This window comes from Rhizobium sp. P1_C7, assembly GCF_056406295.1.
On sequence record NZ_JBFUAL010000015.1, the window covers coordinates 98,460 to 122,934 of the forward strand.

General features: G+C 59.7%; 26 protein-coding genes and 1 pseudogene. 13 read left to right on the plus strand and 14 right to left on the minus strand.

What is annotated here, in order from left to right:
* Positions 1-170 precede the first annotated feature (170 nt).
* Positions 171-1,265: a rhodanese-like domain-containing protein gene (locus AC1D2R_RS22145; RefSeq protein ID WP_477970501.1), complete on the plus strand. Its 1,095-nt coding sequence runs from the start codon at positions 171-173 to the stop codon at positions 1,263-1,265.
* A gap of 233 nt (positions 1,266-1,498) precedes the next feature.
* Here the strand turns inward: AC1D2R_RS22145 and AC1D2R_RS22150 are convergent, their stop codons facing one another.
* The 3 genes from AC1D2R_RS22150 to AC1D2R_RS22160 form a co-directional block, all read right to left on the minus strand.
* Entirely contained in the window at positions 1,499-2,257 is a 759-nt protein-coding gene (locus AC1D2R_RS22150; RefSeq protein ID WP_477970503.1) for an SDR family oxidoreductase, read from the minus strand.
* Positions 2,258-2,614: 357 nt separating this feature from the next.
* Positions 2,615-3,022 carry a PAS domain-containing protein gene (locus tag AC1D2R_RS22155; RefSeq protein ID WP_477970505.1) on the minus strand — a complete coding sequence of 136 codons (408 nt, stop codon included), beginning with the start codon at positions 3,020-3,022 and terminating at the stop codon, positions 2,615-2,617.
* A 91-nt stretch (positions 3,023-3,113) separates the two neighbouring features.
* Entirely contained in the window at positions 3,114-3,428 is a 315-nt protein-coding gene (locus AC1D2R_RS22160; RefSeq protein ID WP_477970506.1) for an ArsR/SmtB family transcription factor, read from the minus strand.
* A 258-nt stretch (positions 3,429-3,686) separates the two neighbouring features.
* Here AC1D2R_RS22160 and AC1D2R_RS22165 point away from each other — a divergent pair, with 258 nt between their 5' ends.
* A complete protein-coding gene (locus tag AC1D2R_RS22165; protein ID WP_477970507.1) occupies positions 3,687-4,607 on the plus strand; it encodes a LysR family transcriptional regulator in 921 nt (306 codons plus the stop codon).
* Here AC1D2R_RS22165 and AC1D2R_RS22170 read toward each other — a convergent pair.
* Entirely contained in the window at positions 4,596-5,516 is a 921-nt protein-coding gene (locus tag AC1D2R_RS22170) for an alpha/beta fold hydrolase (protein WP_477970509.1), read from the minus strand. The genes AC1D2R_RS22165 and AC1D2R_RS22170 overlap by 12 nt on opposite strands.
* Positions 5,517-5,919: 403 nt before the next feature.
* Positions 5,920-6,435, minus strand: a complete 516-nt coding sequence (locus tag AC1D2R_RS22175; RefSeq protein WP_477970511.1) for an NUDIX hydrolase — start codon at positions 6,433-6,435, stop codon at positions 5,920-5,922.
* Positions 6,436-6,456: 21 nt separating this feature from the next.
* On the opposite strand from AC1D2R_RS22175, the gene AC1D2R_RS22180 reads away from it, so the two are divergent.
* The gene (locus tag AC1D2R_RS22180) at positions 6,457-6,582 is read left to right on the plus strand and encodes a hypothetical protein (RefSeq protein WP_477970513.1); all 126 of its coding nucleotides are present in this window, start codon (positions 6,457-6,459) and stop codon (positions 6,580-6,582) included.
* On the opposite strand, the gene AC1D2R_RS22185 is transcribed toward AC1D2R_RS22180, so the two are convergent.
* Together AC1D2R_RS22185 and AC1D2R_RS22190 are read right to left on the minus strand one after the other, a co-directional pair.
* Positions 6,569-7,003, minus strand: a complete 435-nt coding sequence (locus AC1D2R_RS22185; RefSeq protein WP_477970515.1) for a hypothetical protein — start codon at positions 7,001-7,003, stop codon at positions 6,569-6,571. The genes AC1D2R_RS22180 and AC1D2R_RS22185 overlap by 14 nt on opposite strands.
* A 125-nt stretch (positions 7,004-7,128) precedes the next feature.
* Entirely contained in the window at positions 7,129-7,503 is a 375-nt protein-coding gene (locus tag AC1D2R_RS22190; RefSeq protein WP_477970517.1) for a winged helix-turn-helix transcriptional regulator, read from the minus strand.
* A gap of 141 nt (positions 7,504-7,644) precedes the next feature.
* Between AC1D2R_RS22190 and AC1D2R_RS22195 the strand changes: the two genes are divergently transcribed.
* Positions 7,645-8,634 (plus strand): zinc-dependent alcohol dehydrogenase family protein, encoded by a 990-nt coding sequence (locus AC1D2R_RS22195; RefSeq protein ID WP_477970519.1) that lies wholly within the window; start codon positions 7,645-7,647, stop codon positions 8,632-8,634.
* A gap of 612 nt (positions 8,635-9,246) precedes the next feature.
* Here AC1D2R_RS22195 and AC1D2R_RS22200 read toward each other — a convergent pair.
* A complete protein-coding gene (locus tag AC1D2R_RS22200) occupies positions 9,247-10,050 on the minus strand; it encodes a DUF1194 domain-containing protein (protein ID WP_477970609.1) in 804 nt (267 codons plus the stop codon).
* 270 nt (positions 10,051-10,320) lie between these two features.
* Between AC1D2R_RS22200 and AC1D2R_RS22205 the strand changes: the two genes are divergently transcribed.
* The 7 genes and pseudogenes from AC1D2R_RS22205 (at position 10,321) to AC1D2R_RS22235 (ending at position 17,911) form a co-directional block, all read left to right on the plus strand.
* On the plus strand, positions 10,321-10,791 hold the full coding sequence (locus AC1D2R_RS22205) for a hypothetical protein (RefSeq protein ID WP_477970521.1): 471 nt from the start codon (positions 10,321-10,323) through the stop codon (positions 10,789-10,791).
* Positions 10,788-11,411 carry a hypothetical protein gene (locus AC1D2R_RS22210; RefSeq protein WP_477970523.1) on the plus strand — a complete coding sequence of 208 codons (624 nt, stop codon included), beginning with the start codon at positions 10,788-10,790 and terminating at the stop codon, positions 11,409-11,411. Before AC1D2R_RS22205 ends, AC1D2R_RS22210 begins: the two co-directional genes overlap by 4 nt.
* Positions 11,412-11,645: 234 nt before the next feature.
* Positions 11,646-13,187 carry an FAD-dependent monooxygenase gene (locus tag AC1D2R_RS22215; protein WP_477970525.1) on the plus strand — a complete coding sequence of 514 codons (1,542 nt, stop codon included), beginning with the start codon at positions 11,646-11,648 and terminating at the stop codon, positions 13,185-13,187.
* A 524-nt stretch (positions 13,188-13,711) separates the two neighbouring features.
* Positions 13,712-14,151: pseudogene (locus AC1D2R_RS22220) on the plus strand (VOC family protein).
* A gap of 76 nt (positions 14,152-14,227) precedes the next feature.
* The gene (locus AC1D2R_RS22225) at positions 14,228-14,623 is read left to right on the plus strand and encodes a cupin domain-containing protein (RefSeq protein WP_477970527.1); all 396 of its coding nucleotides are present in this window, start codon (positions 14,228-14,230) and stop codon (positions 14,621-14,623) included.
* 28 nt (positions 14,624-14,651) lie between these two features.
* Positions 14,652-15,965: an epoxide hydrolase family protein gene (locus tag AC1D2R_RS22230; RefSeq protein WP_477970529.1), complete on the plus strand. Its 1,314-nt coding sequence runs from the start codon at positions 14,652-14,654 to the stop codon at positions 15,963-15,965.
* 371 nt (positions 15,966-16,336) lie between these two features.
* Positions 16,337-17,911, plus strand: coding sequence for a carboxylesterase/lipase family protein (locus tag AC1D2R_RS22235; protein WP_477970611.1), 1,575 nt, complete (start codon positions 16,337-16,339; stop codon positions 17,909-17,911).
* 22 nt (positions 17,912-17,933) lie between these two features.
* Here AC1D2R_RS22235 and AC1D2R_RS22240 read toward each other — a convergent pair whose 3' ends face one another.
* The 6 genes from AC1D2R_RS22240 to AC1D2R_RS22265 form a co-directional block, all read right to left on the minus strand.
* Positions 17,934-18,176, minus strand: a complete 243-nt coding sequence (locus AC1D2R_RS22240; RefSeq protein ID WP_477970531.1) for a hypothetical protein — start codon at positions 18,174-18,176, stop codon at positions 17,934-17,936.
* A gap of 199 nt (positions 18,177-18,375) precedes the next feature.
* Positions 18,376-19,836, minus strand: coding sequence for an aldo/keto reductase (locus AC1D2R_RS22245; RefSeq protein ID WP_477970533.1), 1,461 nt, complete (start codon positions 19,834-19,836; stop codon positions 18,376-18,378).
* Positions 19,837-19,840: 4 nt separating this feature from the next.
* Positions 19,841-20,812: a branched-chain amino acid ABC transporter permease gene (locus AC1D2R_RS22250; RefSeq protein ID WP_477970535.1), complete on the minus strand. Its 972-nt coding sequence runs from the start codon at positions 20,810-20,812 to the stop codon at positions 19,841-19,843.
* A complete protein-coding gene (locus AC1D2R_RS22255; RefSeq protein WP_477970537.1) occupies positions 20,809-21,720 on the minus strand; it encodes a branched-chain amino acid ABC transporter permease in 912 nt (303 codons plus the stop codon). Before AC1D2R_RS22255 ends, AC1D2R_RS22250 begins: the two co-directional genes overlap by 4 nt.
* Positions 21,717-22,460, minus strand: coding sequence for an ABC transporter ATP-binding protein (locus tag AC1D2R_RS22260; protein WP_477970539.1), 744 nt, complete (start codon positions 22,458-22,460; stop codon positions 21,717-21,719). The genes AC1D2R_RS22255 and AC1D2R_RS22260 overlap by 4 nt, the downstream gene beginning before the upstream one ends.
* Entirely contained in the window at positions 22,457-23,254 is a 798-nt protein-coding gene (locus AC1D2R_RS22265) for an ABC transporter ATP-binding protein (protein ID WP_477970541.1), read from the minus strand. The genes AC1D2R_RS22260 and AC1D2R_RS22265 overlap by 4 nt, the downstream gene beginning before the upstream one ends.
* A 124-nt stretch (positions 23,255-23,378) precedes the next feature.
* Here AC1D2R_RS22265 and AC1D2R_RS22270 point away from each other — a divergent pair, with 124 nt between their 5' ends.
* Both AC1D2R_RS22270 and AC1D2R_RS22275 read left to right on the plus strand, forming a co-directional pair.
* Positions 23,379-24,131 (plus strand): GntR family transcriptional regulator, encoded by a 753-nt coding sequence (locus AC1D2R_RS22270; protein ID WP_477970543.1) that lies wholly within the window; start codon positions 23,379-23,381, stop codon positions 24,129-24,131.
* Entirely contained in the window at positions 24,124-24,474 is a 351-nt protein-coding gene (locus tag AC1D2R_RS22275) for a TIGR04076 family protein (protein ID WP_477970545.1), read from the plus strand. Before AC1D2R_RS22270 ends, AC1D2R_RS22275 begins: the two co-directional genes overlap by 8 nt.
* Position 24,475: the final 1 nt, after the last annotated feature.

Consider the following 24,475-nt stretch of genomic DNA (forward strand, 5'->3'; position numbering starts at 1 on the left):
ATCCCAGAGCGGCACTGGATTTCGTCATAAGAAATTTTGTCTATAGATTTAGTCAATTCGCAAATTACGTTCCTGTTTTGGCCGAAACCACGCATGGCGTCGCCTTCGCAAGAACGGCTCGCCTCCATAAGCTTGTCGACATCGTCAGTTGGCCCCCACGGAGTCCGGTCATGAGCAGCAAAACGATTTCCGGCGACGTTTTCCGTCATTGGCTTGGTGACGGTGAAGAGCTGGCTGTGCTTGACATCCGCGATCCGGCCGTCGTTGGCTACGCTTCTCCGCTGTTTGCAACCAATCTGCCGACCGAGCGGGTGGCAAGCGAGATCGCACGCTTCATCCCACGTTCGGTTGTCCGCACTGTGCTTGCCGACGGCGGTGACGGCGCGGCCGAACGTCTGGTCGAAGAGCTGCGAACAGCAGGACGACCGAATGTGTTTGCCCTCGAGGGCGGCATTCCGGCATGGACCGCAAGCGGTGGCGACGAGATCCTGCCGACTTTCGACACTCCCGGCGTCGATTTCTCGCTCGCCGTGCAACGGGAAAAATCGACACCGGTGATTTCGGTCGATGAGCTGAAGAGGCTGCGCGACGGCGACGAGGATGTCATCGTTATCGATACCCGCACCGTTCCCGAATTCAGTCGCGAGCATGTACCGAATGCGGTTAGTGTGCCCGGCGCCGAACTGGTGTTGCGTTTCAAGGATATAGTGCCGTCGGAAAGAACCAAGGTGGTCGTCTCCTGCGCTGGCCTGCCGCGTGCCATCCTCGGCGCCCAGACACTGATCGACGCGGATGTACCCAATCAGGTCTTCTATCTGCATGACGGCACGAAGGGCTGGACCGGTGCCGGACTGGAACTCGAAAGCGGCAAGACCCGAACCTATGGAGCGGCAACCGACAAGGCTCTGGAATTTGCTCGGGAACACATCCAGGCATTGGCTAGAGATGATCGTTTCCGGGAAATCGACACTGCCACTGCCCGCCACTGGGCCGGAGATGAAAACCGCACGACCTACCTGCTCGACGTGCGCACGCCCGAGGAATTCGAACGCGGGCATCTCGAAGGCACTCTGTCATCGGAAGGCGGCCAACTTCTGGGCGTGGCCTATCGAACGATCGCGGTGCGGGGTGCGCGCGTGGTTCTGATCGACGACCTTTTGGGTGTTCGCGCTCGAACTGTAGCCCACTGGCTGCAGAGGCGAGGATACGAAATCGCAATCCTCCTGGTGGATTTCTCCGCTGACGAGCTCAGCGCGGTGGCATAGCGAGGCGTCTACGATCGCCCGTCATTGAGATAACACCGCTGCGACAAGACGCCTGCAAGGCCTTAGGTCGTTGTACACGAGCAACACCACGAGCGCGCCAGGCCCGTTTGCAGGCCAGCGCCCTTAAATGCGTCCGCGAGATCCAGATTGAGATTCCTCCGTGTCGAGGAATTCGGAAGCGTCATTGCCACCTGCACGGCTCGATGCCGATGCAGGCGACATCCGTGTGGTTGCTATGCCAGTCGAACGGACATACCGCCATCCACGATCATCGGGCTTCCCGTCATGAAGCTCGACCGATCGGAAAGGAGGAAAAGGGCAGCCTGGGCGATTTCTGTCGCGCTTGCCATCCGCTTCATGGGATGCAGGTTCGCGATGATCTCCAACAAAGCCGGGTTCCCTTCTCCGCCACTCGGCGTGATAGTGCCCCCAGGCAACAACGCGTTCACGCGGATGCCGTCTGACGCATGGTCAGATGCCAGAGACTGCGTAAGACCGATCAACCCCGCCTTTGAAGCTGCATATGCCCCCATTCCAGGCATGCCGCCGTTGCTGTGGCCGACAAAGGATGAGGTAAAGATGATTGAGCCTTGCCCCTGCTTCTTCATGGCAGGTATCTGGGCCTTCGCGGCAAGGAAAGCGGCAGTCAGGTTGATCGAGATGACGTCATTCCAGTTTCCGATCCCCATATCTGGGACCGGGACCATATCTCCCACGACGCCCGCATTGTTGAACGCGCCGTCCAAGACGCCGAACTCATCGACTGCAAGATCGACGAGAGCCTCGGCATAGCTTTCATCGGTGACGTCGCCGGCCAGATAGAGGGCCCGGCCATTGCCGCGGTTGATTCTTCCGGCGAGGGCCTCGAGTTCTGCCGACCGGCGCGCGCCGAGGACCACATTGGCTCCCTCGTTTGCAAACAGCAAAGCGGCAGCCGCGCCGATCCCACTGCTCGCGCCGGTGACGACGATAGATTTGTTTTGCAGTTCCATGACGTGTTTCTCCTGAACGGTTCGTCACGGCTGTCTAGCTGTTGGGTGGATTGCGCGGCCACCCGATACATGCCTTCAAACTCCTGAATGGCCGCGTGATCGAGGTAAAGTCGCCATTTGACATGTTGTGACAGTCCTTAAGGCAACGCTCGATGCCCCACCGACGAAGCTGGGGCTTGTCATACGCAGTCTCGGCAAGGTCACTGCCGTTCGATCGACGAGTGCCGGCCGGCGGCCGATCGTGGCGGGAAATCATGCAAACCCCTGGAGGCGGAGCTCAAGATCCAAGATGATGACGGTGCACGCTCGCGGATAGTTGGGAAACGAGGGCGAGTACTGACGTGTGCCGCTCGAGCCTCAATGGGTAGACTGATAGTCCGGGGCATCTTCAGTCGGCATAACTATTCCGGCATAGTGAACCGGATTGTTATCACGGTCTCTGAAGCAACGGCCGAAGACGGATACATGAACGTAGGATCCATCTGCCTTTTGTGACCGATACCGTTGGAAGGTTGGATGCTGGGCGATGATGGCGTCCTTGATCTGTTTTGCTAGATTGGCGACGTCATCCGGATGCACCCGCTCCAGGTATGTTTGCAGGGGTAACCCATGTTCCGTTTCTTGGGGATCGAGACCAAACAGTTCGGCGACGGCGCTATCCGCGTAGGCGAGGTCAGCGTTGAGATCCCACGTGAACAGTCCCGCATCCGGCATTCGTTCACCGGAGATTTGGGTGACAAACAGGCGATTTGCACTCGTTACCATCAGACCTCACATTTTCCGTTCGGGGAAGCATGAACCAGGACGGCGTTAAGCTGCAAGTTGGTAATTGAGAGAAACCTACAACATCCAGAAGTTATACTGCTTTTGCATTGACCTCGTTGGTGGACGGATCAGATATTTCGTCGACGGTTTCCAGGATCCTTCGAACGCCATGGTGTGAAATCGAATAATAGATCGACTGCGCATCGCGACGCGTCGTGACAACCTTGGCCTCACGAAATTTCGCGAGATGTTGCGAAAGCGAGGACTGAGAAAGTCCAACCTTGTCTGCAAGATCGCCCACGCTGAGTTCCTCACGAAGGATGAAAGAGGCGATCATAAGCCGCTTTTCATTTGCAAGGAGTGCAAGAAGCTTCGCCTGATCGGCGAGGGCTGGGTCACTGGTCATTTCACTTTCACCGCTCTTATCGAAGTGCGGCTTACTTATACGTAAGATGACACCAGCGCTATACTCGGAATGTTACACTTTAGAAAGGGTGGCATGTTTGACCAGGATCCGAAGGACTTAAAATCTCCAGCGTGACTTCAGCCCGCCGGTCTTTCAATCTGGCAGAGGAGCGAAAGTGGGAGCCTGCCGTTCTCTTGTTTCATCTGGCCACCGAAGGCACAATGCCCGCCAGAGGCCAGATAGTTGTCGAGGTGCTCCATGGATCGGCTGGATGCAATGCGGGTTTTGCTCGCCGTCGTCGATGCCGGCAGCATCTCTGGCGGCAGTAGGAAACTGAATAAGCCGCTTGCTAGCGTCAGTCGCAAGGTCGCCGACCTCGAGCGTCACCTGGGTGCGAACCTGATTGTTCGAACAAGCCGAAACGCCCAGCTCACCGAGGCCGGACGCGACTACGTCGAAGCTGCCCGTAAGATCATGGCGGACCTCGAGGAGGCCGAACGCCGCGCCTCGGGCGAATATCAGGCGCCTCGGGGAACGTTGACGATCACAACACCGATCGAATACGGCAACCGCTATGTGCTGCCGGTCGTCCTAGGCTTTATGGAAAAATACCCCAAGGTCTCGTTGAATCTTCTGTCAGTCGACCGCACGGTCGATCTCGTCGCTGAGAAGGTTGATATCGCCATCCGGCTTGGTGAACTTGCTGACAGTTCCCTTTACGCGGCGAAGACAGGTGATTTCCGCCTGCTGACCTGCGCCAGTCCAGCCTATCTAGATCGATGCGGCATTCCCGAGCATCCCAGAGACCTTGCCACCCATGATGGCATAATCTTCAACAAGCGAACCTTCTTCTGGACATTCCATGTCGACGGCAAACTGATCGAGGCGGTTCCACGCAACCGGCTTGAGGTCAACACGGCGGCAAACTGTGTGGCCGCAGCGGTGAACGGTGCCGGAATTGTGCGGCTCTTTGACTACCTGGTGCCGGACGAGCTGGCCTCGGGTGCGCTCGTGCCGATCCTGACTGAATTCGCAGGCGAGCGGCAGCCGATCCACATCGTCTATCCGCGCCAAGGGCTTCTCGCTCTCAAGGTTCGCTCGTTCATAGATTGGGCCTTGCCGCGGTTGCGGGAGCGTGATGATGGCTCCAGTGGGTATCCACTCTCCTCATTGGAATGAAGCGCGCACTTCTTCAACGGTTCGGCCTGGATCCTGCAGATGCGGGAAATGTCCAATGCCGGGCAGAACGTCTAGTTTTGCATTGATCATCTCCGAGAACTCGATTCCCATTTCTTTCTTGATGTAGATGTCCTTGTCGCCCCAAATAACCTTCGCAGGGATCTGGAGTTTGCCGAGGTTTGCTTCGAGATAGTCCTGGTCGCGCGTGAATTGGGAATAGTAGTGTGCGAAAGCATCGGCAGAAGTGAGATCGCCGTGGCCCCATGACTTGACCATGTCTTCCCGAACGTCGGCCGGCAGCTCGAACTGCTCCTGGGGCGAAAGCCCGCGTCTGTGGACGTTGTCGAGGATTTCGTCACGGGTTTTGTTCATGTAGGCACGCGTAGGCGACGCCGTTGGCTCGGCCTTCAGATTTTGAAGGCTCTCCCACATGTGCGCCGGTCGATTGAACGGCGCGAAGTCGCCGACAATGATATTTTTAGCGATATCGGGCTCCTCAAGCGCTAGAAGTAGAGCGGGCAGCGCTCCGATGTCGGTGGCGTAGATCGTCAGGTTCGATCGATCGAGACCCGTCTTTTCGATGTAACCCTTCAGTACGCGGGCATAGTCGCTGGGCGCATAGGAGAACTTTTCGATATCCGGTCTCGATGACAGGCCGTACCCCGGCCAATCGAAGGCATGGACTTCATATTCGCTCGACAACGTCCTTGCAATTTCCCTCCATACGGCAATTGTTTCCGGAAAGCCGTGCAGGAACAGAGCCGTTCCCTTCGGATTCGGATTGCGGGCAATCAGTCGTCTCAGAAATATGTCCCCTTCGATCTGGGTGAATCCGATGTCGGGATCGTTGGTGGCGGCGTGTCCCACCGTAGCAGTCGCGACGAGGTTTCTGATCAATGGCCTGGGCATATCGGTCGTCCTTTGACAGAGAGCGTCTCATCAACCATCGACGAGGTGTCGTGGCCTATGACGTCGGGCGAAGAATCGCGGATCTCCGCGGTCGGGTATAGGCGGGAAATGTGAGAGGAAGCCTCTTGAATTGGGCAAGTCCCGCATCGCACGGGAACGAAGGGGCGCTCGACGGACCTCGACCATCTGCTCCGGACGGGGGCCGCTCTCTGCAACACAACTAGGCGACGACAATGTGTGAACATCAATGGGACGTCTGAAGTGGGTCTGGCGCCTGATCTCTCCACCGGCGCGGATGGCGCGACGATACCAATGAACGGTCCGGCGTTTCACACCCAAGGGACCTTTCGAGCCGGAGGCTGGAAGCGCTGATGACCAGGTGACCGCTCTGCGCCGCCAGTAGCTAGCCGTCGATCGGCTTATCGAGCAAAATGGCCGTCGTGGCTTGCGACCGCGCGCTCAGCTTCTCAAACAGCTTCTTAAGCTCTGGTTCGTTCACCAGGAGAGAGGCTTCCAGTGCAGGCAGCCATGCCAGCTTGCGCTCCTTGCACTCTGGAAAGTCCTTCTTGGTGTACTCGACGTCAAGCCAGTGAACTTCGACAAAGGCCGGAACTTTCTGCCCATCGTCCAAGACCTTCACATAGCTGTAGTTCCCCAAGACGCTTTTCTTTGCGCGGCCCTTCACGCCAGCTTCTTCCCACGCCTCTCGTTCGGCCACCTTGTGAGCAGGAAGCCCTTTTATCGGCCACCCCCTTGGTATCGTCCAACGGCCGGTTTCGCGCGTTGTGATCAGGAGAACTTCCAAATTACTTCGCCCTTGGCGCACGCAAAGTGCGCCGAATTGTTGAACGATTTTGCCATCGAAAATCGACTGCGCGTGTTCAGCAAGACGAGATGGGTGAGAGCGTGGCTTCGGCATCCGACCAGTATGTATCGCAAGATGAGTCGCGGCAAGGAAGCGAGTGTCTCGTTCACGCCCACAGGCGACAACGGCGCCGTCCCGGAGGTCTCCATCGCGCCGAAAGCGGTCATCAACGCAAACTCTGCTGAACTCAGCCTGGGATGATAAATCTGCGCAGCAATAGCCTCACTCGGTCGATTTCTTCCGACAAATCCCGGATCACTTGAATGGTAAGATTGTGCTTGAGACCATCAGATGCCGCACAGACCACAACCGCGCTATCACTCTCCCAAGGGTCCGCAGCAACGGATTGGATGCCATGCGCGAGAAGATTGCGAGTTTTTGCCACTTTCTCTACCGCATTGAGATAGCCAGCGATCGGACCCTGATCTGATTTGTCGGCGACCTCGACCATGTAGGTCCGCCAGTGCGAGATAATCGTTCCTCTCGCAATCCTCTCTTGCATTCCCGCTGCGTTCAATTGGCGACGCATCTCCTCTTCAAGGAAGCACCAATAAATTTGAACTTGACCGATTTCACACGCTAGATCGCGCAAAGTGGGATTGGAGAAATTGTCGCTATTCATGTTGGAGAGAATTAATGGGATGACACAGAATTAGCCAGCCTTTTTAGGTCCGGCGATGGAGTTCGTCTGCTTCGGGCGGCCGACAGCTGCCGTCGACAGTTGGCCGCTTCGCGCCCCACAAGCGGTCAACCGGCGAAGTCAGCCAAGTGGTCGTCGCGCGCGACGAGATTACGTCTGATCAACCATCCATGTCCCCAATCCCGTAAACCAAGCAGGACCGGTTCTAAGGTCCTGCCTTCCTCAGTGATTGAATATTCCACTTTCGGCGGGATCACTGCGAACACCTTGCGTTCGACAAGGCCGTCCTCTTCAAGTTCCCGCAATTGCTTGATTAGCAGGCGCTGCGAGCAGTCGCCCAACACTCTCTTCAGTGCATTGAAACGCAATGTACCCTTTAGCAGGTGATAGAGGATCATGCCTTTCCACTTGCCGCTGATGAGGTTGAGCGCCGCGTACATCGTGCAGCCGGGCACCTCGTCATAGTTCCGGTCCTTGTTCATCCTAGCCTCGCTTACGGTATACTTTTGAGCACTATATGCTTTTGATTACCGTATTTTCATCTTCGCAGCTACTTGCCAGATGCATGCGACCGGTCGCGCAGCATTGAGACGCGTGACGGAGACATGCAAGGAGAATGAAGCATGACCAGAGTTGTCCGTTTCCATGAATATGGCGAGCCAGACGTGTTGCGCATCGACGATATCGATGTCGCTGCTCCTGCTGCCGACGAAGTACAGATTGCCGTCCAAGCCATCGGCCTCAACCGCGCCGAGGTGATGTTCCGTCGCCACGCCTATCTGCAAGAAGCCGAATTCCCGTCAAGACTCGGATATGAGGCGGCCGGCACGGTAAAAGCGCACGGTACAGACGTCGTCGGAATTGCGGCGGGTGATGCGGTCAGCGTCATCCCGACGCTCGACATGGCGCGCTGGGGCACCTATGGCGAAGTCATTAACGTGCCGGTCCGTCACGTCGTCAAACACCCTGCAAACCTCTCCTTCGAACAAGCGGCTGCATCGTGGATGCAGTATGTAACGGCATGGGGCGCGCTGATCGAACAGGCACGACTGTCCGCCGGCGAGTTTGTCATCGTCACTGCCGCGTCTAGCAGCGTCGGAATTGCCGCGTTCCAGATAGCGCGAAGCGTCGGAGCCACCGTAATAGCAACGAGCCGCACCCGGGCGAAGGCCGAAACCCTGCTGACGGCCGGAGCTCATCATGTCATCGCGACTTCGGAAGAAAACTTGCCCGCTCGTGTGAAGGAAATCACCGGCGGAAAAGGTGCCCGTGTGGTGTTTGACCCGATCGGCGGCCCCGCCATTGCGCAGCTTGCCGAATGTATGGCGGTCGGCGGAATCCTGCTTGAATATGGTGCGCTTAGCCCGGAGACTGGTCCATTCCCGCAGTTTGGGGTGCTCGGCAAAAGCCTGACGCTGAAAGGCTATCTCTTTACGGAGATCGTATCGGACGACGCCATTCTCGACCGCGCGAAGGCGTTCATCAATGGAGGCTTGCAGTCCGGATTGCTCGATCCATTGATTGCGCAAACCTTCGCTTTCGAACAAATCCAGGACGCAACGCGCTTCCTCGAAAGCAACGAGCAGATTGGCAAGATCGTCGTTACCCTGTAGTCGGGGCGGCTCCTAACCAAAGTCTGACCCGCCGATCCCTAGCGGCAGGTCAGATCCCTTTGTCAGCTTTGGGCCCGACAGCCGCCAACACGTCTCGGCCGGAAAGGCCACAAGGAGAAGCGTCATTCGGCCGAAGCAGAAGGGACCAGTCCCCTTTGAAAATTTGGGGTTTCCGAGCGGGATCAGCTGCACTATCCGCAGCGTCATTGGCCTCCGCCGCAGCCGACAGGCTCTTTGCGGCTATCACATCCGCCGCCTCCAAACCTTCATCAAACCCATCGATCACGGGCTTAACGATAATCTTGCATCGCGTAGCTTTTCATCTGCGATCCAGTGCGCAGCGAGGTCGGTCGCTGTTGGCGCTCCCAGGCGCTTGCGCCAATTTCGGCACTTTTATCAATCGATGAGACCAAGCAGGCCTCCGCCTCATTCATGGACTGTGTCGACAACAGCAGGGCTGCCTTAACGGAGCAACTCCGGCTTCGGAAGCTTCTCAACGATTTGCGCTGTCTGCATAATCGATAGGCTTCGTCATTCAACGGGAAGCGGCCGTCGGTTCACGTGACAACATCCCCGCAACTTTGATGGCATACCCGGAGACCCCGGACGCGATTACTCCTCGCCGGTCACCAATCGCGCGCTGGCGGTAATCATGCGTGGCTGTCTGTCCTGCGGATAGGAGTTCGGGGCTAGTCTCAAGGATATTTCGGTCACGAGCTTGCGACGCAGGGCCGTGGTGTAGTCACTCGATTCCTTCGGTACCATTACGAAGGCCTGGTCGCCGCCGATGACTTCGTCCGCGAAATAGGTGGCCAGCGGGCGGTCGGGATTCTGGTCCTTTGACGGAACCGCGATCGCATTGATCGTGTAGCCCTTCTCGATCGCCCTCGTCCTGGCTTGCTGAACGGGCATGCCGTCATTGTTCTCGCCATTGCCGGATATGTCGATGACCTTTCGGTCGGCGTGGCCGGGAAATCTGTCGAGAAGCAGGCTTCCGATCGCGATGGCTGAGGAAATGGATGTTCCGCCCCTGATCCTGCGGCCGCGACCCTTGTCACCCCCGCTGCCTATAATGCCGGCGGCTGCTTTGGCATCTTTTGGTCGGCAAATCCTCGTCCAGGGCAGGACGGACCTTATAGTCTGCGGGCTTGCCCATTCGAAATAGCTGATTGCAATGCAACCTCGGAGGTTGCTTGAAAGAGCCTTCATGATCTCGGGCGACGTCAACGCGGCGGCATGACCGTTCCGCTGTAGGTCCGCGGTAGCGGGGTCGATTGAAGCCGAGAAATCGACAGCGAAGACCACGGCGACATCGACGTCGAGCTCCTGTGGTTGATCAGTTCCGGAGGCCCGCGCCTCAAATCCCATCGCCGACATGACAACAATCGCCACCGTCAGTTTCGTGAGTGACCAAATGCACATGAGCCCCTCCCACCAGTTGTCGCGCGGGACGAGTGCCGCGGGTGACTTGGCATTGTCGCCTTTACGACCGACCCTAGCCGGAGAAACGATTGCATGAGGCCCCCTTATGGGGGTTGCGCGGGCAAAAGACGGCTGTCGATGAAACTGAGCCGAGCCGTGGACAGACCGATTTCTGCGGCGTAGGTTGCGGCGCGGATCATTGATTTTCCGGTTGTTTCATTTCTTTTATCTGTTTGCTCATTCCAGCAACGCGGGGGGAAGGCGATGGCGATTGACGTCGATCGGCTGCAGCGTGCATCCATGAACCTATCGGACGTGATCGCCGATCCCGCGCGCTGGTCCGGGATTCTGGAAGACTTGGCGACGTCGTTAGGCGCTATGGGCGCAGGCCTGATCCCGCAGTCCGGGTCCGAAGGGGCGATTGTTACGGCCAGCCTCAGGGAGTGCCTCCAGACCTATGTTGGCGAGAGTTGGGCAGAACAGGACAGCCAAAGCCATCAACGCGCGCGGGCGATCAACATGCGGGGCGAGGTGGCGCTGGATAGCGACCTGATCGACCGCGACGACCGCTATGTGCCGTTCTTCGATGATTTCCTGCCCCGCTTCGACGGGAAAGGCTGGGCGGGCATCGGCCTTCGCACCGGCCCCGACTTCTGGTCGCTGACATTGCACCGGTCCGTCCGCCAAGGGGCATTCGAAGAGGCGGGGGGGGCATTCTTCAGCAGTTTTCCGTGAGACTGCACGAAATCGGCAGCCTCGCGCATCTGGCAGGGCGCGTGACGCTGTCCGCGGTCGCCAAGTCGTTCGACCAGATCGGCAAATCTGTGGTGGCGATCGACCAGACAGGGCGGTTCATTCACGCAAATGCCACGGCACAGCGGCTGTTGGGCACCTCCATCCATGTCGCCGGCGGCCGTCTGGTGCTTCGTGATCGGCAGGCTGCAGCCGAATACGAAAGGGTGGTCAACCGCCTGCAAGGGCTACGTGAGGGCAAGACCTTGCGCGCGGCCCCGATTATCGTCAGGCGGGAAAACGCTACCCCGCTCGTGATCAGGGTCCTGCCCGTCGACGGCGCGGCGAAGTCGCCGTTCATTTGCGCGCGAGCTCTGCTGCTTCTCAGCGAGGTGTCAGGGGCGGGCAGGAACGCGTGGCAGGTTTTCGCCCGCGCTTTCGGACTCAGCCCGGCAGAAGCGCGCCTTGCAGAACTTCTCGCGAGCGGCAGTTCTCTCGAATACGCCGCAGATGCTCTCGGAATCACCCGGGAGACCGCCCGAAGCAGGATCAAGGCTGTCTTCCAGAAGACCGACACGCATCGCCAGGGCCAACTGGTCGCATTGCTTGCCTCATTGACCTAGACAGGAGACGGACTTCTGCGGTTGCAGATCGCTCCAGCCGAAGTTATAACGCCCCTGTCGGAAAAGGCAGATTTGGTGTGGTCTAGCCCAAGTCCTTTCGGAAACGAAAGCTCTGTCCTTGCGCAAGCATGAGTCCCACGACGAACGACGGACGCTGTATGGCGTCCCATTGTTCGTCCGTGTGGTTCTCAAAACGATGAACCGCTCCGGTCGAACGACCATGGAGAACGGTTTATGGATATTCTTCATTCGACATATGATGTGGTGATCGCCGGGGCAGGACCTGTCGGGTTATTTCTCGCCTGCGAACTTCGCCTTGCGGGATTGTCGGTTCTGATGCTGGAACAGGCCGAAGACCCGTATTCACCCCTGAAGCAACTTCCATTCGGAATGCGTGGCCTATCGGCCCCCACCATCGAAGCCTTCTATCGTCGCGGAATGCTAGACGAGATCATCGCGCCGCAACACCCGGAGATGCGATCCAGTCATAGCGCCGCTTCGACTGCGGCACACTGGACGCATCAGTTACGTCGCCCCGGCGGTCATTTCGCGGGCATCCAGTTCTTCCATGACAAAGTAGACTCTGGGAAGTGGCAGCATCGTTTGCCCAGTCCCGCTGCTACCAACGTGGCAACCACAATGGAGCACGTCGAATCCGTCCTGGCGGCCCGCGCAACCGCGATGGGTGTCCAGGTTCGTCGTGGTATCGGCGTCCAAGACTTCAAACAGTCAAACACAGGTGTGACTGTTTACGCTGGTGGTGAGACGTTTGACGGACGTTGGCTTGTCGGATGCGATGGCGGCCGTAGTACCGTGCGAAAGGTCGGCGACTTCGAGTTCACCGGAACCGATCCCGAGTTCACCGGCTATTCCGTTCAGGTAGAGCTGGCTGATCCGGAGCAACTCGAGTCCGGCCGCCACTATACGGCGACGGGTATGTATACCTATCAAAAACCCGGTACCATTGCGATGGTCGATTTCGACGGCGGCTCATTCCATCGAACGCAGCCAATCACGCGCGACCACGTGCAGGCGGTGCTGCGGCGCATCTCCGGGACGCACGTCACGTTAACAGCTCTCCGGCTTGCGACGACATGGACGGACCGAGCTTATCAGGCAACAGCTTACCGCAAAGGACGCGTACTGTTGGCTGGCGATGCCGCACACATCCATTCCCCATTGGGCGGCCAAGGGCTTAATCTCGGCCTTGGAGACGCAATGAACCTGGGTTGGAAACTTGCCGCGACCATCCGCGGCGACGCGCCGGTCGGCCTGCTGGACAGCTATGCAGTCGAAAGGCATCCCGTCGGAACGCAAGTTCTTGACTGGTCGCGTGCCCAGGTGGCGATCATGCGGCCGAGCCGGAGTTCGCGTGCACTCGAAGCCATCTTCCGGGACTTGATCGATACTCCCGACGGTGCAACCTATTTTGCCGAACGCGTTTGGGGGGTGACGGTCGGCTACGATCTCGGTGGCAGCCAGCCGTTGGTTGGCCGCAGTGCTCCTGACTTCGCGCTTGCCGACGGTACGAAGCTCGGCGATCACCTCAAAGAGGGTAAGGGACTCCTTTTGGACTTTACCCCCGGATCGCCGCTGCAGGAACTCCACCGCCCTTTTGCTCAACGGATCACTTACATCGCGAGCGAGGTTAAGGAACCGCTGGGCTTGAAGGCCGTACTCATACGTCCTGATGGCTTCGTCGCTTGGGTCGGCGGTGGCGCCAGGCACGATCGGGAGTTTACCGAGGTCGCGATGCAATGGTTTGGTGAAACTTGAAAACGGGGTGGACGCCCGCTTCGGCCGGAAACGGTTATGACCGAGTGCCGCTTTGGGCGGTTGTGGCTGTCTCTCGATTGAGACATGCGCCCTCGTCAACTGGGGTGACAAAATGACATCTCTCCACTCGGCGTCTATGTCCAGCTCCTCATTCTGCTGAAAGACGTTCCTGGCATGACGACTGCAGCCGACTTAGTGGACGCAGCGATGATCGGTTTCGATCGTCAAGAATCTGTGACCATTCCGTCGCTGGAAAGCCCCCGGCGCTGGACGGGTTTCGAGCATGCCCGAAGGACCTTGATGCAGGAGTTGGTCAACGACGAACCTGCGCGTCGACACCGACCGGCCGGTGCATCTGAAGGTCAGCAAACGAGAGGGTGGCTCTCACTTTCCCTCAGTACCGGCCAAAGACCGTGGCGCTTAATTATCCTCCATTCGGCGGAGATTTTCAGCTGGATTGGCCCGCGTCCAACGCGCGCAGGAGGCTGGCGCCTCGACTGCCACATGAGAAAGGAATAGTTTCAGTGAACGACGTTTCAGTAAATCGCAAACAAGCGGTTCAACTCGACGAGGTGCGGGGCCTGCCGGGTCATTCCACTGTCGGAACGAACGATCTCGATGCAGCAGGGGCATTCTACGACAAGCTCCTCGCCGTATTTGGCATCGGACGGATCATCGTACAGCCTGGCCGCGCCGTCTATTATGGTCACCGCACTCTCGAGTTCGGTGTTGTCAAGCCATTCGACGGCCGGCCACTTGGGGTAACGGCGCAATGATCGCTTTCGAAGCCCGGTCGCGCTCCCAAGTCGATGAAGCCCATGCGGTCGCACTGGCTGCAGGGGGATCGGACGAAGGCGCTGCCGGCGCCAGAGGCGAAAATGGCGACGGCCCTTATTGCGCCTACTTCCGCGATCCGGAAGGAAACAAGTTTCTCGTCTTCCCTGCCGGACCGGACGAGGTGTGACCGCACTTTAGAACGAATGGAGTTTGGCTGCCTTGCTGCAGGCAAGCTTCGCCACAATCCACATAGGAAAAGCACAATGAAAGCCCGCAGGCTGATCATCGCCGCATTGGCAGCGAGCGTTCTATCGCTCGAGAGCGCCCATGCACAGGAGCAGGAAATACAGCGCACTGATCTCGTCAGGAACGATATCAGTGTAGCCGGAAAGGAAGTCATCCAGACGAGGGTCGATTTCAATCCCGGTGCGACCGCGATCAATCACAAGCACCCCGGCGAAGAGATCGCTTTCGTCTTGGAAGGCGTTGTCGAATACTGGCTCGAGGGCCGTGAACCCACCACCTTGAAGGCAGGTCAGTCGCTGTTCATTCCGGCGGGCATCGCGCATTCCGCCAAGAACGTCGGCACCGGCAAATCATCCGAACTTGCCACTTACGTCGTCACCAAGGGCGCCGTACTGGTCGAGCCCGTCCAATGAGTTTTCAGATCCAGGAAGGATGCATGTCATGACAATCGAGCAGTCCCTTGACCGAATGGACATGTCCCGGCGCTCCCTGCTCTTCGGCAGCGCCGTAGTCGGGTTTTCGGCGGCCATCCTGCCATTGTCCGCGGCCGCTGCAGATGTCGCTATCGCGGCCGGAAACCGGGAAATCCGTCCATTTCAGGTCAACGTTGCGGAGGCCGCGCTCGTTGATCTGAAGCGACGCCTTGCCGCGACGCGGTGGCCCGATGGCGAAACGGTAGGGGACCGCTCCCAGGGCGTCCAGCCGGAAAAACTCAAGGAGCTGGTAGACTATTGGCAGTCGTCCTACGATTGGAGAAAGGCCGAAGGCAAACTGAACGCTGTTCCCCAGTTCCTGACCACCATTGACGGGTTGGATATCCATTTCCTCCACATTCGTTCGAAGCACGAGAACGCATTGCCGTTAATCATGACGCACGGATGGCCGGGATCGGTGTTCGAATTGCTGAACGTCATCGGCCCGCTTACCGATCCCACTGCCCACGGAGGCAAGGCTGAGGACGCGTTTCATCTGGTACTCCCATCTATTCCCGGTTTTGGGTTCTCGCAGAAGCCGACCGACACAGGATGGAATCCGCAACGTATCGCCGCCGCGTGGGATATGTTGATGAAACGTCTCGGCTACGACCACTACGTCTCCCAAGGTGGTGACTGGGGTGCAATCATCAGCGATGCCCTGGGTCGTCAGGCACCGCAAGGTCTGCTGGGCATTCATGTCAACAGGGTTGAGCGCGCCACGACTTTTCCCGCCGATGCCGCGCTGGCGCTCAAGAACGGCGGCCCGGCACCGGACAGTCTGTCGCCGGACGAGAAGGTCATCTTCGACGAGGCGCGTGATTTCTTGAACAATGGCTTCGGTTACGCCGCGATCATGGGTACTCGTCCCGAGACCGTCGGATACGGCCTTGCGGACTCTCCCGTGGGTCTGGCCGCCTGGCTTTACGACAAGATCGCCGACTGGGTGTTTACGCGCGGGAACCCCGAACAAGCGCTGACAAGGGAAGCGATCCTCGACAACCTCACGCTCTACTGGTTGACCAACACCGGCCCGTCCAGCGGGCGGATCTATTGGGAGAATGTCATGTCCGGCGCGAAGCTCAGCCCGGTCAAGGTGCCAGTTGCGGTCACCGTGTTCCCCGGAGAGGTCTACAGGCCGCCGAGACAGTGGCTCTCGAAGGCCTATCCTCAGCTCGTCTACTATAGCCGCGCTACAAACGGCGGACATTTCGCGGCCTGGGAGGAGCCTGGCTTGTTCAGCGAAGAGGTCAGACACGCATTCAGATCCATGCGGGGCTGAATATCTGCCGTACGAAGTCCCGTCGAAGGCGCGCGGAAACGACGGCCGCCGCCGCCCGCGGTGCGTCAAAGTTAGGGAGCCCGGGCAACTGCAAGCGAGCCGCTGGAATTCCAGCCCTGCGCCCATGCGAGGAGAAGACAAAAAGCCTGTCTTGTCCGCGTTTGTCGATCACGTGATTGGCGGCGCAAGCTTTCCAACGGGACTTCCGTGCACCAGATTTGTACGCGACCAACGCTGGCGCGGGTTGTGAGACCGTGAGAAGGTCGACCCCATTTCACCTTACATTGGTCGACGTCGGATGAACCATTTCCGTTACCCGACATACGGGAGTATTACTCTCAGACCGTCTGAACTTAGCGGTGGAGGGTGCAGTGTTTGTGGACCACAGTCGCACGTTTCTGTTCTTTCTGGCAGTCGCAATTTGTCAGATGATGTTTGCACCTGAACTAGGTGCGGCGGACGACACCGTTAGGATCGACAGCGGAATGCTCAGGGGTGAGCGGTCCGGCATTGTTGTCAGCTTCAAAGGAATACCGTACGCGGCACCACCTCTTGGTGATCTGAGATGGCGCAATCCCAGACCAGTGCAGGAATGGAGCGGCGTCAAGGATGCGCGCAATTTCGGTCCTTCATGCATGCAGACCGACGACTTGCCGAAGTCAGAGGATTGTTTGACACTCAATGTCTGGACACCCGCCAAGCGTTTCAAGATACCCCTCCCGGTGATGGTTTGGGTCCACGGTGACGCTCTTGTCCATGGAAACGCCCCTCAATATCCCGGTGCCCAGCTAGCCGCCCAGAGGGTCGTGTTTGTCAGTATGAACTACCGCATGGGACGATTCGGCTTCTTTGCCCATCCTGCGCTCGTAAATGAATCGCCTGAAGAACCCGTGGGCAACTATGGTTACATGGACCAGCTTGCAGCCTTGAAATGGGTCCGGCAGAACATCAGAGCTTTCGGCGGCGATCCGACGAAAGTGACTATATTCGGAGAGTCAGCAGGTGGCGGCTCGGTCATGGCGCACATGATATCGCCGTTATCACGGGGGCTTTTCCGGGGAGTTATTCTACAGTCACCGGCCGTCCCTACAGCGCGTGCGCAGACCACGCCCTTGTCGTCGTTGGAAGACGCCGAGAGAGGCGCGTTAGACTATGCAGCTTCTCTTGGGATCAATGGTAGCGATGCCGCCGCTCTCACGGCGCTTAGAGCGCTGCCCGCCCAAAAGCTGACCGAGGGTGCATCAGCATCCGAGGTGCTGGTGGGAATGTCGACAGGCAAACCCGTCATCGGCATCTCAGGCGCGATTATTGACGGACGGTTTTTGCCCGAAACGCCAGAAACGGCTTTCGCCGCGGGCCGGCAAGCACAAGTTCCAGTCATCGTTGGGGCGAATAGTCGCGATCTCGGTGTCGGTCAGGCAGCGACGAAAGACGATCTCTTCCAGCAATTCGGGAACGATGCAGCCGAAGCCCGCACCGTCTACGATCCGACGGGCCAGGGAACTCTCGATGAGCTGAAGCAGCAGGTTCTCGCCGATAAAACGCTTGTTGAGCCCTCTCGCCACCTCGCTGACGAGGTGGCCCGCGCTGGTCAGCCGGCGTGGTGGTATCGTTTCTCGTATGTCGCCGAAGCCCTCCGGAACGATCCCAAATTGAGAGGGACCCTGCACGGCTTCGAAATTCCGTACGCTTTCGACATTCCGGCCGCACTGGTGAAGGACGAGGTCACGCCCCGCGACTGGGCCATGGCCGCATTGACTAGTGCATACTGGGTTGAATTTGCAACGACGGGTGACCCCAATGGCGGCTCGCGGCCAAAATGGCCTCTCCACGACCCAGCCGTGGACAGGGTCATCGACTTCACCAATCACGGTGCGACGATAGGAGCCGATCCGCTGAAGCCAAGGCTCGACCTCTGGCAAAGGTATTGGCAGGAACGGAAATGACGGGGTCGGTGCGTGTCGTGGGCTATGCGTCCATCACGGCTTTCGGCATGCCGTGGTCGGGATCGGTTACGCGCTGAAGCGGGTCCCGAAGATTGTGGGCGGCGAACTTCAAGACCAGCGCTTCGGGCACCGGGCAGGGCAGGGTTCCGGTCGCGGCATGGGGCCAGGCCCCCGTTGCGGCAGTCCAGTCGACAGGTAGAACCGTCGTATAGTCTTCATTTCGAACGGAAAGCGCTTTTCGCCGGATCTCGTCAATTGTACGCAATGGCGAGAAATGCGGATTTAGGTAGTAACTTCCACAAGTTGGTGTCCGAAATGAAACGCAGCCCTGTCGGAACGAACTGTGTTGCCACACATCGATGCGGCTCTTGGGCTCTGCGAATTCGAGGACAGCAGTTGTCATGCTGCGATCGGCCCAACGTTCCGCACCGTGCACCAACGCCGTACGGCAACGGTGCTCTCGCTCAGTCGCAGAGTGCTTCCGCCTCGATCTCGACCTCGTAGTCCCCAATCAGGTTTCCTGCCTCGATCAGCGTGTTGGCAGGCAGCAACGATGAGAAGGCGCGGCCGTGGGCACGTGCGACAGGCTCCCATTGGTTGGCGTCGCGCAGATAGATGCGGGTGCGGACGACGTCTTCCATGCTGCCGCCGAGCGCCGAGATGGACGCGGCGATCTTGTCGAGGATGTAAGTTGCTTGCGCACCGGCATCATTTGGAGCGATACAGCGGGTGGTGCCATGGGTCGCGGTGGTGCCGGAGACGAGAATGCGATCGCCGATCCTGACTGCGCGGCTGTAACCGGCGATCGGCTCCCAGATACTGCCGGATGAAACGCGCGACCGGCCTGGCCGGCCGGGCACGGCTTCTGCGGTGTAGATCGATGGGATCGCGTCCAGATGGTGGCTGAGGTCACCCGATGCCGTCAGGAAAGGTGGCTTGCGGTATTCGTCGCCGCAATCGCCCGGAATGGGCAGTGTGGCTGCAAAGGCGGTGTTGAGTGCCGCGTGGTCCTCGTCATCCAGTGCGAACGAAAACACCTTCAGATTGTCGCCGCGATGCTCGTTTTCCCCGAGACGCGCGCCAACAATTGTGGCGGCGACGGCTTGGTGTTCGAGCACCCAGCGGCTGGCGACGTTCGAGATCGAGACGTTGTGCCTTGCCGCAATGCTGCCGGCCGCGCGCAGGATACCCTGAAACGCTTCCCAGCCGCCAGCGGTGTCGATGAAGCGCTTGTATTTCGAGCGGCTCCAGTCAGCGATGGTCGTGGGCTCCGGTTGGCCGAGCCATTTCTCCGAGAGGAAACCACCGCACAGCGTGCCGTAGGCCAGCAGCTTGACACCGCTCTTGGCGCAGAGATCCGATAATGCCACGCCAGCCCGCCGATCGACCAGCGAGAAGGAGACCTGATTGGTGGCGATGTCGATGCCATCGGCCAATGACAGCGCCAGGTGTCCCGCGTCGAAATTGGTTAGGCCGATAGCACCGATCAGGCCTTCTTCGCGCAGGCGCTGCATCTCGTGCAGGGCGTCGAGCCAGGCGGGATGCTCAAAGCTCCACCAATGGAACTGAAGCAGATCAACCTTGTCCACGCCAAGCCGGGTAAGACGCTCCTCGACGCCGCGACGCACCACGTCGGCTGTCATCGGGCCGGGCTTGGGGCACCACTTGGTGAAAGCGACCGGTCGGTTGCGGCCTTCATAGCGCGCTAACAATCGGCCGGTGATCACCTCGGCCGAGCCGTAGTGATCGGCCATGTCGAAGGTATCGAAGCCGTCGCGAGCATAGGCCTGCAGCGCATCGGCCCCCTTGTCGGGATCGATCGTCGTGCCGTTCTTCTCGATGTCAGCTACTTGCCAAAGCCCGCAGACGATGCGGCTGATGGAGAGGTCTTCGGTGAGCGCTATGCGAGGGGCCAGCTGCGGCATGGTTCTATTCCTTGGATTTCTGTGTGCGCTTGCGCGACAGGGATGCCAGTGCATTGGAAGCGCCGAGAATGCCGCGGGGGCGCAGCAGGAGGATCAGGCACAGGCCGACCCCGATCATGACGATCTGGAGCGATGCGGCGCGCGCCTGCTGCTCCGGTGGTACGAAAGCGGCAACCGCGGCGGCCGACAGCGCCCAGAGACCCCAGACGAGCACTGCGCCAAGGATCGCTCCGAGATTGTTGCCGGAGCCACCGACAATCAGCATCACCCAGACCTGAAAGGTCAGGATCGGTAGATAGTTGTCAGGCGCGATGAAGCCGATGAAATGCCCTTGTGCGGCACCAGCGAGCCCCATGATGGCGCCCCCGATAGCAAAGGCCTGTAGCCGGAAACGGATCGGCCGCTTTCCGAGCGCCTGCGCCGCAGTCTCATCCTCGCGGATCGCCCTGAGCACGCGCCCCCAGGGGCTTTTGGCCAGGTGCTGGAGCGCGAGGTAAAGTGCCAGCACGATGGTTGCCATCAGCGCGAGATTGGAGATGCCGAAGGAGAGCGGATCGCCGGCCAGACTGCCGAACGGTCGTGGAATGAAGCCGATGCCGAAGGCACCGCCTGTGAGCGGTTGCAGGTTGAGGACGCAAAGCTGCACAGTGACTGCGACGCCGAACGTGGCGATGGCGAGATAGTCGGACCGCAGCCGGACGGTGAGCGCCCCGACCAGCCAAGCGGCAAGGCCCGCAACAAGTGCTCCTCCGATCCAGCCGACCGCAATCGGCAGGCCGAAGCCGCCAACGCGACCGACAGCGTCGGGCGTCGTCAGCAGGGCCGATACATAAGCGCCGATGGCCACAAAGGCGGCGACCCCGACATTGAAGAGGCCCGTCTGGCCCCATTGCACGTTGAGGCCGAGGCACATGATGGCGTAGGCCAGCGCCATGGTCAGGAAGAAGGCCGCATAGGCGATCAGGTCCAGGCTCATGCCACCCTCCCGAAGAGGCCGCGTGGGCGCACAAGCAGAACCGCAACGAGGATGACGAAGGAGACAGCCGCTCGCCATTCCGCGCCGACCAATTGGACGGCCGCGGCTTCCGACAGGCCGACGATCAGCCCGGCAATCATTGCACCCGGCACGCTGCCGATGCCGCCAAGGATCGCAGCGGCAAATAGCGGAAGCAGCAGGTCGTGGCCGAGATAAGGGCGGATCTGCACCAGCAGCCCGGTCATGATGCCGGCGATACAGGCGAGCGCTGCGCCAACGAACCAGACGACACGGATCACCCGGCGCACATCAACGCCCGCAATTCCCGCAAGCGCCGGGTTCTCACTGACGGCGCGCATCGACCGACCGATATCGGTACGTGTCATCAGCAGATGAATGGCAATGAGCGCGACGAGCGCGACGCCAAGCGCCAGAAGCTGGTCCGGAGTGGCGCGCAACCCGCCGCCGATCTTCAGCGCAATCTGGAGTGCCTTGGTGTAATAGGCGGGTTTCGAGGTGAAGATAAATTCGAGCAGGCTGCGCAGCGCCAGCGAAGCGCCGAAGCTTGCCATCACCAGAATGATAACGGCGCCGCCACGCGCCCTGAGACGACCAAACAGCACAGCGTCCACGGCAAGTGCCAACAGTCCAGTGAGAATGATCGCGAGAACGGCTGCGAGCGGCAAGGACCAACCGAAGGAGAAAGGGCCGATCGGTTTTGTCAGCGTCACGGAGAAGAGGCCGAGGCCGCCACTCAGCGCCAGCGCCAGATAGGCGCCCCAGGAGAGCAATTCGCCATGCGCAAAATTGGCAAAGCGCAGGATCGAATAGGTCAGTGTCACGCCGATCGCACCAAGGCCGATCATCGCACCGGCAATCAGGCCGTCCATCAGAAATTGCGGGTTCATGGCTGCTGCGCCTTTTGCGGCTGGCTGATGCCGAGATAGAGCTTGGCGATCAGCGGATCGCCGAGCAGGGAGGACGCCTCGCCCTCATGACGGATCTTGCCTTCAACGAGGATGACAGCACGACTGGCGATCGCCAGCGCCGCCTTTACGTTCTGTTCGACAAGAATGACCGTGATGCCGCCCGCATTGATCTCCTTCAGCATTGCAAAGACTTCCGCCACGATCTTCGGCGACAGGCTTGCCGAGGGCTCGTCGAGTATGAGCACCGTCGGGTCGACGACGAGCGCACGCGCGACCGCCAGCATCTGCCGCTGCCCGCCGGAGAGGGCACCAGCCAGCCGCGATGGCTTTTTCGCAAGATCGGGAAAGCGCCGGTAGAGCGCCGCGATCGTTTCCGCGCGCCGGGTATTCGGCAGCACGGCGGCGGCAAGCTGCAGATTCTCGTGAATGGTTAGCGTCGCGAAGATGTTTTCCGTCTGCGGCACGAAAGCGAGGCCTTCGCTGATCTTGCGGTGCGCGGCGACGCGGGTGATGTCGCGTTCGCCGAGCGAGATGCTGCCGGAGTGCACGGGCACAACGCCGGCGATCGCCTTGACCAGCGTCGACTTTCCGGCGCCGTTGGGGCCGAGAAGCACCAGCAGCTCGCCCGGTGCGACAGAGAGATCGACACCGCGCACGATCGGCAGGTCGGGCTCGTATCCGGCGACCAACGCTTGGGTCCGAAGAGCAGGAACCGTCATGCCACAGCTCCGAGATAGGCCTCGATCACATCCGGATTAGAGGCGACATCGGCGGGCGTACCCTCGGCCAGCGGCCTGCCGAGCGCCATGGCAACAACGCGCGAGCAGAGCCGTGAAACCATGTCCATGTTGTGTTCGATCAGCAGGATCGACTTGCCCTGCGCGTTGAGCGAGAGAACGCGCTCCATGATGATCTCGAGCAGCGCAGGGTTGACGCCCGCCGCCGGCTCATCGAGCAGGATCGCCTGCGGGGCGGCCATCAGGATGCGTGCCAGTTCCAGCAACTTGCGTTGGCCGCCTGAGAGCACCTTGGCAGGCTGAGCTTCGAGGCCCGACAGCGTCACGAACTCCAGCAGCGTTCGCGCCTTGTCGATTGCCAGCTTCTCCTGCTGCCGGACGCGGCCCGGGCGCAGGAAGTTTGCAAACAGGCTCTCGCCATCCTGCGCCTGCGCGCCAGCCAGCACGTTTTCAAGCACAGTCATCTCGAGAAAGGGTTTGGGGATCTGGAAGGTCCGCCCCACGCCGCGGGCGATGCGCTGGTCCGGCCTCTCCTGCGATACATCCAGGCCGCCGATCCAGATCTCGCCCGATGTCGGCTTCAGGCTGCCAGCAATCAGGTTGAACAGTGTCGTCTTGCCCGCCCCGTTCGGCCCGATCAGCCCGACCATCTCGCCGTCGGCTAGCCTTAGCGACATGCCTGCAACGGCAGTGTTGCCGCCGAACTTCTTCACCAGATTGCGCGCATCGATCACGGCTCGGGCCGGTGGCACGGCGCTCGATGTTGCTTCTGGCATGGGCGAGGGCATGGTTGAAAGAAGTCTCTTGATTTGATCGATGATGTTTGATCAAACTTCACTACATGGCGAAATGCAACCGAAAAAAGCTACTATGGGCGGAGCAGGTCGGATGGCAGTCCAAATGAGAAGAACGTCCGAGACCGGTGCCGGTGGCCACGATCGCGACGATGCTCTGTCGCCGGTCGGCCGCGAGACCCTGCAGGACCGGGTCTATGCGCAGCTGCGCAATTCGCTTATCAACGGCATGTTCGATGCAGGCGACGTGCTGCGTATCGTCGATCTCGCCGAACGGCTGCAGACCAGCACGATGCCGGTGCGCGAGGCGCTTGGCCGACTTGTCTCCGAGCAGGCGCTGGAATCACTGCCCAACCGGTCGGTCCGCGTGCCGCTGATCACCCGCCAACGTCTCGACGATCTCGCCCGCGCCCGCATCTTGATCGAGGGCCAGATGGTGGCATTGGCTCTGCCAAACCTCACGACCGATGATTTGGAGGTGCTGAAACAGATCAATGTCGACTGTGATATGGCCTTCGAGCAGCATGGCAAGGACATCGGCCATGTCACCTCGGCGCTGAACCAGCGCTTTCATTTCCACATCTACCACGCGGCGCGCTCGCAGGTGCTGAACCCGATCGTCGAAAGCCTGTGGCTGCAGTCGGGCGCGATCATCCGCAAAGCTGCGCAGATCCATGACGAGCAGGGGGGATTGGCTGCGACCAACCACCACTGGGCCCTGATCGATGCGGTGGAGCGGCAGGATGTGGAGGGAGCGATGCAGTCACTCTCCAACGATATCAGCAGGTCCTTTGATCTCATTCGCGGGCGGCTGGATGCGGAGCCGGACAGTGCTGCGGAGGGATCGAACCATGGTTGATCCCGTTGACGATAGCTTCGACCTGTTCGACCTGCGGGTCGATGTGATCATTCCCGAAGGCGGTGCCGTCTATTGCGGTGCCAAGCCCGGCGATCATTTCGAACTGCGTGGCGAAATGCTGCATCTGCCACCGGGCCAGGGCATCTCGATCTATTCGCTGTCATCCGTCCTGCCGCTTCTAGCCGCCAAGCAACGCCCGACGGAGCGCAACGACTGGATGACGACGGATGCCGATATCGCCTGCCCGGACCCGAATTGCTCCACACGGCTAAGGATCACCCGCACCAACATCCGCCGTTTCAGCCATGCCGCGACCACAGCGGTTCCATTGAATGACGAATAGG